The following is a 16,421-nucleotide window of genomic DNA, read 5'->3' on the forward strand; positions in this document are numbered from 1 at the left end:
TTTCCACCACGCCTCAGCGCTTGCCGGCGTAGATCCGCTGATCGATCACGTCGGCGAAGACGCGGTTCACGGCCGGCCGCACGACCTTCAAACTCGGAGTCAGGCACTTGTTGTCCTGCGTGAACCGCTGGTCGAGCACCACGAACTTGCGCACCGACTCGGCGCGCGACACGGTCGCGTTCGCCTTGTCGACGTAGCGCTGGATCTCGTCGTGCACGTCCGGCAGCTGCGCGGCGTCGGCGATCGGCAGATCGGCCGCGAATCCGTGCGATGGCAGCCACGCGGCCAAACCGTCCGGGTCAAGCGTCACGAGCGCGCCGATGAACGGCCGCTGGTCGCCCACCACGACCGCATGCTCGACGATCGGGCACTTGACGATCTCCTGCTCCATTGGGATCGGCGACACGTTCTTGCCGCCGGCCGTGATGATGATGTCCTTCTTGCGCCCGGTGATCGTCACGCGGCCCTCGTCGTCGATCGACGCGAGATCGCCCGTGCGCAGCCAACCATCCTCGGTGAACGCCTCCGCCGTTTTCTCCGGCAGGTTGTGGTAGCCGCGGAACACGTTCTCGCCCTTCACCTGCAGCTCGCCGTCGTCCGCGATGCGCACCGACGAACCGGGCGCGGGCTGACCGACCGTGCCGATCACGTTGTCGTCCACGCGCGTCACGGTGAACGGGGCGGCCGTTTCGGTCATGCCGTAGCCCTGGATCATCGTCAGGCCGATGCCGTTGTAGAAGTGCGCGAGATCCGGGTCGAGCGGCGCGCCGCCGCACGCGACGAACCGGATGCGCGGTCCGAGCGCGCCGCGGATCGTGCGGTAGACGAGCGCCTCGTACGTCGCCCGCTCGGCGATCGCCTTGGCCGAATGCGGCGTACCGCTTTGTTCGTCGCGCGACCACTGACGCGCCGCGGCCACGGCCTTGGCGAACAGACGACCCTTGAAGCCCATACCGGCCTTCTGCGAGGCCGCGTTGTACACCTTCTCGAACACGCGCGGCACGCCGAGCAGATACGTCGGCTGGAACGAACGCAGGTCAGGCAAGAGCGAATGTGTATCCGGCAGGTAGCCGACCACGCCGTCGTCGGAGCCGATCGAGCAGTACTGGATGTAACGCGCGAAGCAGTGCGCGAGCGGCAGGAACAGCAGCAGTCGCGGATGCCCGTCGCAGATCATCTCCGACAGGCACTCGTAGCCCGCGCGCACGATCGACAGGAAGTTGCGGTGCGTGAGCTCCGCGCCCTTCGGAGCGCCGGTCGAGCCGGACGTGTACACGATCGTCGCCAGATCGTCGGCGCGCACCGACGCGATGCGCTCGTCGAGCTCCTCGTCGGAGACGGTGACGCCGAAGCCCTGCAGCGCGCCGAGCGCGTTGCCGTCCATCATGAGGATCTGCCGGAGCTCCGGGCAATGGTCCTTGACCGAGTCGAGGCGGTCGAAGCGCTCGCGATCGTCGGCGATGGCGAGCTTGACGGCGGAGTCGTTGAGGATGCGCTCGGCCTGCGCGGCGGAGTCGGTGTCGTAGATCGGCACGTTCACCGCACCGATCGCGGCGAGCGCGAAGTCGAGCACGCCCCACTCGTAGCGGGTGGCGGAGAACAGGGTGACCGCGTCGCCCTTCTTGATGCCGAACGCGATGAGGCCCTTGGCGGCGGCGAGGACGAGCTTGTGGAATTCGCCGGTGGTGATGTCGTCCCAGCGGCCCGGTCCGAGTTTGCGCGAGGCGATGACGGTGTCCTCGCCGGTGCGTTCGATGCGTTCGGTGAGGAGTGAGTAGAGGGTTTCGTCGTCGCGTACGACGATCGAGCCGGGGGTGGTGTATTCGGTGCGCATGATGTGCCGTGTTCCGTTTCCGCGGTGGCGTTGCCGCCGGCCGCTGCTTGTATTGTGCTGGTGTGCTGTGTGTGCCGTGTCGCGTCGTGCCGCGTCGTTTCCTGCGCGATGCGCGTGATGCGTTGCGTCGCGCGGCGTGTGTGGAGTGCGTTGCTCGTCTCGTGACGCGCGCGATACGGAGCACACGGCTGACGTTTGCTGCTGTTCCGTCAACTAACTTACGATGCCGTAGGTTGCGCCGCGTTGTACGCCGCCACGAATTCCGGGCCGCGCGTTTGTATGCGGGCACAAAACCGGGTGTTGCCGAGTGTTGGCCGGACGGGCGGTGCGTGATGGACGGCGGGGCGGCGGCGGTGCGGATCAGTGCCGCCCGCCGAATGGCTGCGATCCGTTCGTGCCGCATGATCGGCGCGTATGTGTGCGGGGATGGCGGAAACTGTTGCGGTTTTGTGACATACGTGAGTTGAATCGTGTGCGAAAACGACTAATATACGTTCAGGTTTGCGATTGTTAGCGCTCACGAAGCATGCATGCGGCATGCGCGGGCGTGCGGCAACCGCCCAACGAGAACAGAGAACAAGAAAGAGGACGCGCGGTTCGCCGCGCCATGTTTTCAAGGTGAATGAGGTATTTCGCCATGGGCAATCCCAATGATTCCATCGCGCTCGAATCGGACGAGCGCAACCAGCGCGGCTCCGGCCGCTACATCGTCGGCCTCGCGCTGAGCGCGGGCCTCGCCGGTCTGCTGTACGGCTACGACACCGTCTCCATCTCCGGCGCCATCGACTTCCTGCAGACCAAGTACTCCCTGAGCCCCGCGCTGCAGGGCATGGTCATCTCGTCGATCATGATCGGCGGCGTGATCGGCGCCGGTTTCTCCGGCTTCCTGTCCGACCGCTACGGCCGTCGCAAGCTGCTCATGTTCGGCGCCGCGTTCTTCTTCGTCGCCGCACTGTGGTCCGCCTTCACGTTCAGCCCGGTCACGCTGATCCTCGCCCGCGTCATCGGCGGCATCGGCATCGGTCTGGCCGCCGCGCTCGCCGTCACGTACATCACCGAATCCGCGCCGACCAACATCCGCGGCGCGCTTACCAGCGCGTACCAGCTGCTTACCATCTCCGGCATCTTCCTGACCAACGTCATCAACTACTTCATCGCCTCCTCCGGCTCGCACGACTGGGGCGTGAACATCGGCTGGCGCTGGATGCTCGGCATCGGCGCGATCCCGGCCGCGATCTTCTTCGGCGCGCTGTGGTTCAGCCCTGAGTCCCCGCGATTCCTCGTGCAGGCCGGCAAGGTCGACGAGGGCTTCAAGGTGCTCGAGCGCATCAACGGCACCGAGAAGGCTCGCCACGACGTCGAGGAGATCCAGAACCAGATCGCCGAGGAGCGGAAGGCCAACGCCCAGTTCTCCGACCTGTTCAAGCCGGGCCTGCGCAAGGCCCTGCTCATCGGCATCTTCCTCGCCATCTTCAACCAAGCCATCGGCATGAACGCCATCAGCTACTACGGCCCGGTCATGTTCAAGGACATGGGATTCGGCGGCAACACCGAATTCCTCGCCTCCTCCTGCGTGGGCGGCATCGAGCTCGTGTTCACCGTCGTCGGCATGTACCTGATCGACACCGCCGGCCGCAAGAAGCTCATGGCCGTCGGCTCGGGCCTCATGGTCGTGTTCGCGCTCGGCATCAGCTTCGCGTACGCCAACAACTACCAGCTGCTCATGCTCATCTTCGTGATGTGCTTCACCTCCGCGTTCGCGTTCTCGATGGGCCCGATCCCGTGGATCATGATCCCGGAACTGTTCCCGACCTACCTGCGCGGCCGCGCCACCGGCATCTGCACCGTGTTTCTGTGGGCCACGAACTGGGCGATCGGCCAGTTCACGCCGGTCATGATCAGCTCGATCGGCGGCATGGGCACGTTCCTCGTGTTCGCCGGCACCAACCTGCTGTGCTTCCTCGGCGTGGTCACGTTCGTGCCCGAAACCAAGGACAAGACGCTCGAGGAGATCGCCGAGCTGTGGAAGCCGAAGTCCGAGCAGTCCAACGCGCAGCTCGAGGTCGTGCGCGCCACCGCCGACCTGCGCCAGGCAGAATCCGACATCAGGGCCGCCGAAGCCGAACTGGCCCGCGCCCGCCGCGCCAAGGAGCGCGCGATCGCCACCAAGGCCGCCGCCGAGGCGCTCGTCGCCGCGCAAAAGCAGCGCTGACCGGCTTTTCCGGTTTTCGAAAAGGATATCTGCGAGTTGTAGATCCCCCGATCCGCGTGCAGGCGCATCAGGGTCAATGGAGGCAGCCGAAATCGGCCATTTCTTGGTATGGCCGATTCGATGCAACCGCCGGGCAACCCCACAAGGGACCTACAACTCGCAGATATGCGATCCGCATGGCCATCACCTTGCCTGTGACGTGGTCTTGGCCACTCGGCCGCTCGTCCGGGCCGACGTCGTTTCGCCGTCACGTCACAGGTCGTAATCCGGCTCTTCGTATTTTGGTGTGTATGAGTGGGTTCGGTGGGGTGTGGCTCTGTGGTGTCGGTATCGTCCGCACTGTTCGTGCGTCCGATGCTGTGTTGCCGTGAGATTGCGCGACAGCGCAATCTCAGCATCGCGCACAGCGCAATCTCAGCATCGCGCACAGCGCGATGAAACGGCATTGCGCTCTCGCGCAATCCACTATTCCCCGGCGGCAGCCATCGCTGCCACACCCGAACGGTTGCAGCGCTTGTGATGCTGGCGGTAGCTCTCGGCCCCCTCGGCTGAGGGGGCTCCCGGCGAAGCCGGGTGGGGGAGCGTCGCGGCGCTACGCGCCGACAACAACACGGCATCGCGCGATAGCGCGATTCCAATACCAGCATGCGCCCAGTATCCTAAAAACCCATGAGGGAATACCAGCGAACTAACACGCCTCTCGCCCGACAACTGCGCAGGAACATGACCCCGTGGGAAAGAAAACTCTGGTACCGATTCCTCAGAACCCACTCCTTGCGCTGGCAGCGGCAAACACCGGTCGGCAGGTATATTGTCGACTTCTATTGCGCGAAAGCCAAACTCGTGGTCGAACTCGACGGCAGAGGCCACTATATGCCGGAACAACAGGCGAAGGATACCGAACGCACCCGGGAATTGGAAACGAAAGACCTCTTGGTGTTGCGGTTCGCGAACAATCAGGTGGATTACCAGTTTGACGCGGTGTGCGCGAGGATCGACCGGATCGCGAGGGAACAGGTTGAGGAAAGATCGCGACTGTCACGGCCTTGATTATGGAATCGCGCTACGCGCGATGCTGTGCTTGTTAGCGGTGCGTGGCGCCGCGACGCTCCCCCAGTCACGCTGCGTGTGACAGCCCCCTCAGCCGAGGGGGCCGAGAGCTGCCGCCAGCATTAGGGAGCATTGAAACCGTGTTGAACGCGGCAGCTATCGCTGCCGCCGACAGCACAGCATCGCGCGACAGCGCGATTCCGATACAACAGGCATACGTGCCATACACACCACAATGCGAAGAACCCGTAATCCTCGAACGGGGCCGCCCCATGCTTCCCCAGACCTCCCCACGCCTCCGCCGGACGCGAATGTTGGCGGCGACCTTGATGACACCCCTAGCGAAACCCAACACTGATTGTTAGTGTGGACACGGTGATTTTCGCGGCGCGGTACGGCCGCTCGGACGCACGGGTTCGCCGTGCACGACAGATGTTGAGGTGGGGAATGTTCGACAAGCGGTTGTTTGCGCTCGCTGACGGCATTGGCCGGCTCGTTGCCGGCAAGGTGGCGCTGATGTGGCTGGGGCTGCTCGCCAACGTCGCGTTCGTGGCGACGTTGGTCATGATGCTGGGCGATCTGCTGTGGTGGTTCGACCCGACGGCCGCGGTGCCGGCCATGTGCAAGGTCGATCTCACGATCGACCCGTCCGGAGGGTGCATCGACCTGCACGACCCTGCGCACGGCACGTTCGGATGGGCCGCGTTCGCCGCGCGGCTGCCATGGTACCTGCTCGCGCTCGCGCTGATCGCGGCCGTGCGGTACCTCACCACGCGCGGCGCGACCAAGCTCGGCTTCGAAGCCGCCGAACGCGTCAAACTGTCGCTGCGTGAAAAGCTCTACCGCAAGATGCTCGCGTTTGGCCCGTCCTACGGGTCGCGCGTCAAAACCGCCGACGTGGTCCAATCCGCCGGCGAGGGCATCGAGCAGATCCAAAGCTTCTTCGAACTGTTCCTGCCGCAGCTCTTCTACTCGGTGCTCGCGCCGCTCACCCTGTTCGCGGTGCTGCTGCCCGTCAACCTGCCGGCCGCCGTCACGCTGCTCGTGTGCGCGCCGCTGATCGTGGTCATCGTGGGACTCGTGGCCATGCGCGCGGCCCGTGTGTTCAAGAAATACTGGGGCAAATACACCGACATGGGCGCCGCGTTCCTCGACAACCTGCAGGGGCTTGAAACGCTCAAGATCTTCGACGCCGACGAGCGCGCCGCCCGCGACATGGACCGCAAGGCCGAGGAATTCCGCGTCATGACCATGAACGTGCTGCAGATCCAGCTGCGCTCGCTCACCGCGATGGACACCGTCGCCTATGGTGGGGCAGCGGCCGGCATCGGCGTCGCGGTCTGGCAGCTGATGTCCGGCTCGCTCGGCCTGCCCGGCGCGATCATGATCGTGCTGCTGTCCGCCGACTTCTTCATCCCGCTGCGCCAGCTCGGCTCGTTCTTCCACGTCGCGATGAACGGCATGACGTCCACCAAGCGCATCTTCGCGCTGCTTGACGCGCCCGAGCCGCGGCATGGCTCCCAGACGCTGGAAGCCGACTCCGGTGCGCCCGTCGTCACGTTCGAACGGGTCGGTTTTGCGTACGGGAACGATGATTCTGCAGCTGATTCCGCTGCCGGTTCCGACTCCGGCACTGCAATGCAATCATCTGTGAAACCTTCCGTGAAACATTCGGGCTCGGCTGGTGAAGACGTTGGTGCGCATGCCGACACGTCCGATTCATCCCGGGTGCCGCATCCGGCGCTCGCCGATGCGACGTTTATGGCCAATCCCGGTCAGGTGACCGCGATCGTCGGCGTGTCCGGTTCTGGCAAGTCCACCGCGGCTGCGCTGCTCGCCGGCACCACCGTCGGCTACACCGGTTCGATCGCGCTGTTCGACTATGCAGGACGCCACGAAGTGAGCGACCTGACCGACGAATCGCTCATGCGCGCGGTCACCGTCGTCGGCGCGCGCAGTCACCTGTTCGCCGGCACACTGCGCGACAATCTCCTGATGGCGTATCGCACGGCCGCGCACCACGGGCCGTCCGCGTCGCCCAGGCCGTCCGCGCGGTCGACTGTTGCGTCCGTTCCCTGCGCCACGGCGTCGGGTTCCGTGGTCGGTTCTGCGAACCAGCCTGCAGTTGATCCCGCCGCGGAAGCCGTCATGTGGGACGCGCTGCGCCGCGCCCGCATCGACGACTTCGTCCGCGCGCACGGCGGACTCGACATGACGATTGAACCGGACGCGGCGAACCTGTCCGGCGGCCAGCGCCAGCGCATCGCCATCGCCCGCGCGCTGCTGCACGACAGTCCGGTCATCGTGTTCGACGAGGCGACCAGCAGCGTCGACGCGGACAGCGAATCGCTGATCCTCGCATCGATCCGTGACCTCGCGAACGCCGGCAAAACCGTCATCATGATCACGCATCGCATGGCGAACGCGGCCGACGCGGATACGATCGTCGTGCTCGACCACGGCCACGTCGTCGAATCCGGCAGCCACGTGCGCCTGCTCGCCGCCAACGGCACGTACGCGCGGCTGTTCCGCACGCAGCAGGCCGTCGAACGGGTCGGTCGGCGCGACGGGGCGGGCGATGCGGGCGCGGCCCGCGCTGAGGCATCCGAGTCAAGCGAGTCAAGCGCCCGCGCCACCGGGCAGCGGACTGGTTCCAAGGCGAATGTGACGAACAAGAATCGTCGCCGTGCCGGTGCGTCAGGCAAGGCCGGTAATGCCGGTAATTCCGCCGCTGCCGCCACCGCCGCGGCGGGAACCATTGCGGACGCCAGCGGGACTGCCGCCAACGCCGCGACTGAAACCGTCGCCGCGCCCTCAGCGCCCCGCCCGTACCGCCTCATCCCGCGCCTGCTGCACGAGGCCGCGCCGCTGTCGCGCTTCATGATCCTCGCCTGCGTGTGCGGCACGCTCGGCCACCTGTCCGCCACGTTCCTGCCGGTCTTCGGCACCATGGCGCTCCTTGCCGTCGCCGGGCACCCCGTGTGGGGCATGGGCGTGGTTCCGGCCGTCATCGCGATGGCCGTGTGCGCGCTCGTGCGCGGACTCATGCGCTACGCCGAACAGTTCATGAACCACAACGTCGCCTTCCGCCTGCTCGCCCTGTTCCGCGCGAAGGCGTTCGCGGCGCTGCGTCGGCTCGCCCCCGCCAAGCTCGACGGCAAGGGCAAGGGCGACCTGATCGCGCTCATCACCACCGACGTGGAAATGCTCGAAATCTTCTTCGCGCACACCATCTCCCCGGTCGTCATCGCGCTGTCCACCAGCGTGGTGTACGCGCTCGCCCTGTTGCTGCTTGACCCGTGGGCCGCGTTGCTGCTTGTCGCGGCGCATCTGGCGGTCGGCGTGCTGCTGCCGTGGCTGTTCTCGCGCGGCGTGCGCGGCATCGGCGACGGACTGCGCAAGGCATCGTCCGCGCTTGACGATCAGGTGCTCGACGGCATGCGCGGCATCGGCGAAATCATCCGGTTCGGCGCGGGGGAGCGGCGCGTGGCCGACATCGTGACGCGCACGCGCGACTTGTGGACGCGCCGCGCGAAGCTCAGCCGCATCAACGGACATTACGCGGGCGTCGGCGGCGTGCTGGTGCTTGTCTTCACCGCCGCGGCCGCACTGCTGGCGGTCGCCGGCGCGGCCGGCGTGGCTGGTCTCGCCGGCGCGACTGGGGCTGCCGGTGCGCTACAGGGTGCGCCGAAGCTGATCGTCGCCGTCGTGCTCATCGCCAGCTCGTTCGGACCGACGCTCGCGCTCGCCGCGTTGCCCGCGAACCTGACGAACACGTTCGCCGCCGCGCGCCGACTGTTCGCGCTGATGGACGAGGTGCCGGCCGTCGTCGAAACCGGTGCCGATCGGCCCGCGTACGACGGCATGGCGCTCGACCATGTCACGTTCGCGTATCCATCGGGAGCGGCCGATGCGCCGGAGACGGCCCCGGTGCTCGCCGACGTGTCGCTCGACGTGCCGCGCTCCGGCATCCTCGGCATCCAAGGTCCGTCCGGCCGTGGCAAATCCACCATGCTCAAACTGCTCATGCGCTACTGGGATCCGCAATCCGGGCGCGTCACGCTTTCCCGCGAGCCGCTGCCGGACGTCGACGCGCACCACCGTCGGCGCATCCAGACCATGATGAGTCAGGAAACCGCCCTGTTCGACGGCACCATCCGAGACAATCTGCTCATCGCCCTGCCCGACGGGCAGTCGGGCGTGTCGGGTGGCGCATCGGCCGGCGGTACGTCCGGTTCCGTCGACGACCTGCTGCGCGACGCATGCCGCAAGGCGTCCGTGCTCGATCTGATCGACTCGCTGCCCGACAGGCTCGACACGCCGGTCGGCGAGCTCGGCGACCGTCTGTCCGAAGGCGAACGTCAGCGCATCGGACTGGCCCGCATCTTCCTGCGGCAGTCCGACCTCGTGCTCTTCGACGAGCCGACGAGCCGTCTCGACGCGCTCAACGAGGCGGTGATCCTCCAGTCGATCAACGCGCTTGCCGGCGAACGCGACGCCGCCATCGTGCTCGTCTCGCACCGCGAGTCCGCCATGCGCATCGCCGACCGGGTCGTCGCGGCCTGATAATCGCGGCCTGATAATAAGGCATACGGTCGTTGTTGCTTGATCGCCGTGCGGGCATACGGTCGTTTCGACGTGCCGAAACGACCGTATGCCCGCAGGCCCGTACCGACTGTATCTATCCCGCGGCGGATCAACCGCGTCGGCCGACTTTGTTGGTGTTCTGCTGTAACATAGCCGTTGCAAGTGATACACTGGTGTACCAGCAACGTATGAGAAAACCAAGGACGGCGACACGACATGACGACCACTACCATGAACACAACCCCGAACACGGTCTCGGGCTTGACCCCAACCCCGGCCGCAACCGGCGGACGCAGGCCCTTCCGCTGGCCCGCACTGCTCACGCCGAACGGCAAGGGCATCGCCTACGGCGGCGACTACAACCCCGACCAGTGGCCGGAAGAGACGTTGGACGACGACATCCGTCTCATGAAGCAAGCGCACGTCAACACCGTGGCGCTCGCGATTTTCAGCTGGGACCGCATCGAACCCGTCGAAGGCGAGTTCGACTTCACCTGGCTCGACCGGGTGATCGGCAAGCTCGGCGAGGCGGGCATCGCGGTCGATCTCGCCTCCGCGACGGCCACCGCTCCGCTGTGGCTGTACGAGCGGCATCCCGAAGTGCTGCCGCGCGACAAGTACGGCCATGTCGTCAACGCCGGGTCCCGCCAGTCGTGGCAGCCCACCAGTCCGGTCTTCAAGCGGTACGCGCTCACCCTGTGCCGCAAACTCGCCGAACACTACAAGGACAATCCGACCGTCACCGCATGGCATCTGGGCAACGAATACGGCTGGAACAACCGTTCCGACTACTCGGACAACGCCCTTGCCGCCTTCCGCCGCTGGTGCGAGGCCAAGTACGGCACGATCGACGCGCTCAACAAGGCGTGGGGCACCGATTTCTGGGGGCAGCACGCCAACGGTTTCGACGAGGTGCTCATTCCCCGTCACATGGGCGCCGATGCGATGGTCAACCCCGCACAGAATCTTGATTTCATGCGCTTCGGCAACGACATGCTGCTCGACTTCTACAAGGCCGAACGCGATGCGATCGAGGAAATCTGCCCGGGCAAGCCGTTCACCACGAACTTCATGGTCTCCACCGACCAGTGCTGCATGGACTACGCGCAGTGGGCGAACGAAGTGGATTTCGTGTCCAACGACCACTACTTCCACGAGGGCGAGTCGCATCTCGACGAGCTTGTCTGCTCCGACGCGCTCATGGACGCGTTCGCGCTCGGCAAACCGTGGTACGTGATGGAACACTCCACGTCCGCCGTGCAGTGGAAGCCGCTCAACACTCGCAAACGCAACGGCGAGCTCCTGCGCGACTCGCTCGCCCACATCGCGATGGGCGCCGACGCGATCAACTTCTTCCAGTGGCGTCAGTCCGCTTCCGGCGCAGAGGCGTTCCACTCCGCGATGGTGCCGCACGCGGGTGAGGACAGCAAAGTGTACCGCGGCGTGTGCGAGCTCGGCGCAGCGCTGCGCACCCTGTCCGACGCGGGCGTGCAGGGCACCGAACTGCGCCGCGGTGACACGGCGATCCTGTTCCACGCCGACTCCGAATGGGCCACGGGATCCAAGACCCTGCCGAGCATGAAACTCGATCATTGGCATGATGTGCGTGACTGGTACCGCGCGTATCTGGACGCGGGGGAGCGTGCGGACGTGGCGCCGCTCGCCTACGACTGGGGCGGATACCGCACGATCGTGTTGCCGAGCGTCCTCATGCTCTCCGACGCCGATGCGCGCCGCATCGCCGCGTTCGTCGAAGCCGGCGGATGCGTGATCGTCGGGTATGCGACCGGACTGGTCGACGACAATTTCCGCGTCGGCCTCGGCGGGTATCCGGGTGCGGGCGACGGCCTGCTGCGCGAGGTGCTCGGCGTGCGCAGCGAGGAGTTCAACATCCTCGGCTCCGAGGCGGCCGGCGAACCGGATGAGATCAGGCTCACGAACGGGATGACGACGCGCCTGTGGCAGAACGACGTGACGTCCGTCGCGCCGGACGCCGCCGTGGTCGCCTCGTATGCCGGCCCCGACGCCGCCGACTGGGAGCTGGACGGCACGCCTGCGATCGTGCGGCATCCGTACGGCAAGGGCGAAGCGGTGTATGTCGGCTGTGACCTGAGCCGCGAGGACATCACGCGGCTGCTGGCGGAACTGGGACTGGTCACGAACGGCAATGACGCGGGCACGGCCGCCGCGACCGATCCGTGCGTCATCCACACCGTGCGCGAATCCGACACGTTCCGCTTCGACTTCTACCTGAACCGCGGCCGCGACGCGATCACCGTACCGAACGTCATCGGCGAGCCGGTGCTGGACCATCGGGCGCATGCGCTCGCGGATGGCGAGGACGGCGCGTCCGGCACGTACGTCATCGACCGCAATGGCATACTGGTCACCAGAACCAGCCGCAAGTAGCCGCAAGCAGACCGCAGCACCAACCGAGGAGAGGAATCATGGGCGAAACCGCCGCAACCGCCGGAACGGCCGCGACAGCCAAGAAGCGCGTCACGCTGCGTGACGTCGCCCAGGCGGCCGGCGTGTCGCTCAAAACCGCGTCGAACGTGATCAACGGCAACGGGCGGATGAGCGGCGAAACCCGCGCGCGCGTCGAACAGGTCATCAAGGACCTCGGCTACCGGGTCAACGTGGCCGCGCGCAACCTCAACCGCGACCACACCGGGTTCATCACGCTCGCCGTGCCGTCGCTCACCGCCCCCTACCTCGCCGAACTCGCCAACCGCATCATCGACGCGGCCCGCAGCCACGACTACCTCGTCTACGTCACCACCTACGCGGAAGGTTCCGCCAAAGGCGCGCGCGACCTGCTGCGCAACTTCAACTCCACCGTCTCCGACGGCATGATCCTGTCCATGAGCGAGGTCGAGGACATCACTCCGGAAGACCTCGCCGTAGACTTCCCGCTCGTCGTGGTCGGTGCCCGCACCACGTGGGGCGTGGCCGACCACGTCACGCCCGACGACACGGCCGCCGCGGCCACCGCCGCCGGATACCTGTACGACCACGGTTCGCGGCGTCTCGCGGTGGTCGGCGCACGCGGCGACTACGACGAAGCCGCATTGCTCAAGGCCGAAGAAGGCAACGCGCAGCTGCGACTGCGCGGATTCATCGAGGAAACGCACCGGCGCGGCATGGCCGTCGACCCGCGCCTGATCGGCGACACCGGGCAGGATTGGACGATCGGCTCCGGCGCGCGCGTCACCCAGCGGCTCATCGACTCGGGCGTCCCGTTCGACGGCGTGGTCGCGCTCAACGACCAGCTGGCGATCGGCGCGATCGCCAGCCTGCGCGCCAACGCGATCGACATTCCCGGCCAGGTGCAGGTGATCGGCTTCGACAACATCGAAGAGGCCGAATACCTGCAAATCCCGCTCACCACCATGGATTCGCGGCTCGAATGGACCGCGCCCACCGCCGTGGAACGCATCCTCGGACGCATCCGCGGCGACATCAGCCAGCCGGAACTGCTCACCACGCGGGCCGAAGTGATCCCGCGCGCCTCCACACGATCCGAGCGGTCCACGCGCTGACGACGCGACGACGGCAGCGCGATGCCGACAGCCGAATGAGCCCCGGTGTTATTGTGAGTTGCAGGACTTACCGACACAACCACTGCAAGGAGGCTGCCATGACGAACGCCAACGAAACCGCGCCCGCGAACGTACCCGCTATCCCCAAGATCACCCTCAACGACGGCAATGCGATCCCGCAGATCGGCCTCGGCGTGTTGCGCATCGACGACGACGGCGTGGTCCCCGTCGTCGAATCGGCGCTCGCCGCCGGATACCGCCACATCGACGGCGCCGCCGGCTACAACAACGAGGCCGGCGTCGGGCGTGCGCTCGCCGCAACCGGCTACAACACGGGCGAGAAGCGCCAGAGCCTGTGGCTGACCACCAAGCTCAAGGACTCCGAGCAGGGCTACGATTCCGCCCGCCGCGCCTTCGACCGCCAGCTCGGCCTGCTGCAGGTCGACTACGTGGACATGTACATGCTGCACTGGCCCACCCCGTTCAACTGGCGCAGCGGCGAAACATGGAAGGCGTTCGACGAGTTCCGCGCCGAGGGCCGCGTGAAGACGCTCGGCGTGTGCAACTTCCTGCCCGAGCACCTCGAACGGCTGCACGCCGAAACCGGCGAATGGCCGGCCATCGATCAGATCGAGCTGCACCCCACTTGGCAGCAGCGCGACGTGGTGGCCTTCTGCAAGGAGCACCGCATCGCCGTCGAAGCGTACTCGCCGATGGCCCGCGGCGCCGACCTCAACGCCGGCGACGGCACGATCGCGCGCATCGCCGCCGCGCACGGCGTCACCGAAGCGCAGGTGATCCTGCGCTGGCACATCGAAAACGGCACGATCATCATCCCCAAGTCCGTGCACGCCGACCGCCAGAAGCAGAACCTCGACCTGTTCGGCTTCTCGCTCACGCCGGACGAGCACGCCGCCATCGACGCGCTCGACGGCCCCACCCGCGCCGGCCACGACCCGCTCACCTTCACCTACGCCTGATCGCCGGGCGTTCGGAATCCGTCCATGCTCCGTCGCCCCACGCACTTCCGCAAACGACGGTTCGACCCGTCCACGCCCGGCGGTCGCATCCTGACGCTGCTGTTGGCCGCCGCGTTCGCCGGCGTGGCGGCCGGACTGCTCCTGCCGCACGTCAGCCCGACCGTCGGCCAGATCGTCGGGCTGTATACGGCCAGCGGCCCGGCCGCGGACGCGCTTGCAACGCTCGTTGTCGACGACGAGCCGAGCACGGCCGGCTACGATCGCGACCTGTTCGCCTACCGACAGACCGACGACGACGGCAACGGTTGCGACGTGCGCGACGACGTGCTCGCCCGCGACCTGACCGACGTCGCGTATCGCGCGGCCGGCAGCTGTCAGGTCCAGTCCGGCACGCTCGACGACCCGTACACCGGACAGACGATCCGGTTCGCGCGCGGGCGCGACACCAGCGCGGCCGTGCAGATCGACCACATCGTCGCGCTCGAAAACGCATGGCAGTCCGGCGCGCGCGATTGGGACGCGGCCACGAGACGCCGGTTCGGCAACGACATGAACAACCTGCTCGCCGTCGACGGTCCGGCCAATCAGGACAAGGGCTCCGCGTCGGCCGCATACTGGCTGCCCACCAACGCCGACTACCGCTGCGAATACGTGGCACGGCAGATCGGCGTCAAAGCCGCGTACGGACTCACCGTCACCACCGCGGAACAGCGGGCCATGCAGGCCGTGTTGCGCGCGTGTCCGGCGCAGGAGCTGCCGTAACCGACGCCGGCAATCGACGTCGTAACATACGCGCGCTATAACGGGCCGCGCTATGGAAGAGAATAATCAGATCGAACAATCCGTCAGTGAACTCGAGGTGGAACGCGCGCACGTCGCGGAACAACAGCGCACGCGCGGATCGAAACGCACCAACGGTCGGCACGGGCATGCGCTCGCGTCCATCCTCGGCCCCGCGTTTGTGGCGGCCGTCGCCTACGTGGACCCGGGCAACGTGGCCGCCAACATCACGTCCGGCGCACGATACGGCTACCTGCTCGTATGGGTGCTCGTGCTCGCCAACGCGATGAGCGTGCTCATCCAATACCAGTCCGCGAAACTCGGCATTGTCACCGGCAAATCGCTGCCGGAACTGCTCGGCGAACGCCTCAGCGACGCCGGCCGGTTCATGTTCTTCATGCAGGCGGAAGTCATCGCCATCGCCACCGACCTGGCGGAGGTGATCGGCGGCGCCATCGCCCTCAACCTGCTGTTCGGGCTGCCGCTGTTCGTTGGCGGACTCGTGATCGGCGCGATCTCCACCGTGCTGCTGTGGTTCCAAGGCGGGCGCACGCACCGGCTGTTCGAGAAAATCGTGATCGCCCTGCTGCTGGTCATCACGTTCGGCTTCATCTTCGGCCTGTTCATCGCGCCGCCGAACCCGGCCGACGTGCTCGGCGGCCTGATCCCGCACTTCACCACCACCGACTCGGTGCTCATGGCCACGTCCATGCTGGGCGCGACCGTGATGCCGCACGCCATCTACCTGCACTCCACGCTGGTCAACGATCACTACGGACCGGGCGAGAAGAAGCCGAGCGTGCGCCAGCTGCTGCACGGGTCGAAGATCGACGTGGCGTGGGCGCTGCTCTTGGCCGGCAGCGTGAACGTGGTGCTGCTCATCATCGCCGCGAACTCGCTGCACGGCATGGAAGGCACCGATTCGATCGAAGGCGCGCAGCACGCGATCGTGTCGGTGCTCGGGCCGGTTGTGGGCACGATCTTCTCGATCGGCCTGCTGGCTTCGAGCCTGAGCTCGACATCGGTCGGCACGTACGCCGGCTCGGAGATCATGCACGGGTTGCTGCGCATCAAGGCCCCGATGTGGGCGTGCCGCGTGGTCACGCTCGTGCCGGCGCTCATCGTGCTGTGGTTCGCACCGAACCCCACGCAGGCGCTGGTGGTCGGGCAGGTGATCCTCTCGATCGGCATCCCGTTTGCCATCATCCCGCTCATGCGCTACACGCACGACCGGGAATTGATGGGCGAATACGTGGACGGCACGGCCAAGCATGTGGTCTTCATCGCCGTGGCGGCGTTGATCGTGGCGCTCAACGTGCTGCTCATCGCGCTCACGCTGCTTGGCAAGGCGTGATGTTGGATGGAATGGGGCGGAGGCTTGGCTGAATCTGCCCGAAAACCTGGCTGAAGTCCACGAGTTTGACGATCGAGAGGCT

Annotated in this window: 9 protein-coding genes; 8 read left to right on the forward strand and 1 reads right to left on the reverse strand. The window is 66.4% G+C overall.

All coding sequences use genetic code 11. The features are described 5' to 3' along the window. Positions 1 to 13 precede the first annotated feature (13 nt). The gene (locus KIH79_RS04380) at positions 14 to 1,834 is read right to left on the reverse strand and encodes an AMP-dependent synthetase/ligase (RefSeq protein ID WP_219058295.1); all 1,821 of its coding nucleotides are present in this window, start codon (positions 1,832 to 1,834) and stop codon (positions 14 to 16) included. A 637-nt stretch (positions 1,835 to 2,471) separates the two neighbouring features. On the opposite strand from KIH79_RS04380, the gene KIH79_RS04385 reads away from it, so the two are divergent. The 8 genes from KIH79_RS04385 (at position 2,472) to KIH79_RS04420 (ending at position 16,339) form a co-directional block, all read left to right on the forward strand. Beyond that, positions 2,472 to 4,046, forward strand: a complete 1,575-nt coding sequence (locus KIH79_RS04385; RefSeq protein ID WP_219058296.1) for a sugar porter family MFS transporter — start codon at positions 2,472 to 2,474, stop codon at positions 4,044 to 4,046. A gap of 669 nt (positions 4,047 to 4,715) precedes the next feature. Next, positions 4,716 to 5,096, forward strand: coding sequence for an endonuclease domain-containing protein (locus KIH79_RS04390; RefSeq protein ID WP_274607618.1), 381 nt, complete (start codon positions 4,716 to 4,718; stop codon positions 5,094 to 5,096). A gap of 447 nt (positions 5,097 to 5,543) precedes the next feature. Continuing rightward, positions 5,544 to 9,662, forward strand: coding sequence for a thiol reductant ABC exporter subunit CydD/CydC (locus KIH79_RS04395; protein WP_219058298.1), 4,119 nt, complete (start codon positions 5,544 to 5,546; stop codon positions 9,660 to 9,662). A 252-nt stretch (positions 9,663 to 9,914) separates the two neighbouring features. Continuing rightward, complete coding sequence (locus KIH79_RS04400; protein WP_219058308.1) at positions 9,915 to 12,092, forward strand: beta-galactosidase; 2,178 nt, start codon at positions 9,915 to 9,917, stop codon at positions 12,090 to 12,092. Positions 12,093 to 12,130: 38 nt separating this feature from the next. Further along, positions 12,131 to 13,225 (forward strand): LacI family DNA-binding transcriptional regulator, encoded by a 1,095-nt coding sequence (locus tag KIH79_RS04405; protein ID WP_219058299.1) that lies wholly within the window; start codon positions 12,131 to 12,133, stop codon positions 13,223 to 13,225. Between the two features lie 98 nt (positions 13,226 to 13,323). Beyond that, a complete protein-coding gene (locus KIH79_RS04410; protein ID WP_219058300.1) occupies positions 13,324 to 14,205 on the forward strand; it encodes an aldo/keto reductase in 882 nt (293 codons plus the stop codon). Between the two features lie 24 nt (positions 14,206 to 14,229). Beyond that, positions 14,230 to 14,967, forward strand: coding sequence for an HNH endonuclease family protein (locus KIH79_RS04415; RefSeq protein ID WP_219058301.1), 738 nt, complete (start codon positions 14,230 to 14,232; stop codon positions 14,965 to 14,967). A 52-nt stretch (positions 14,968 to 15,019) separates the two neighbouring features. After that, positions 15,020 to 16,339, forward strand: coding sequence for an Nramp family divalent metal transporter (locus KIH79_RS04420; RefSeq protein WP_219058302.1), 1,320 nt, complete (start codon positions 15,020 to 15,022; stop codon positions 16,337 to 16,339). Positions 16,340 to 16,421 lie beyond the last annotated feature (82 nt).

This window comes from Bifidobacterium miconis, assembly GCF_019331735.1.
Lineage (GTDB): Bacteria > Actinomycetota > Actinomycetes > Actinomycetales > Bifidobacteriaceae > Bifidobacterium > Bifidobacterium miconis.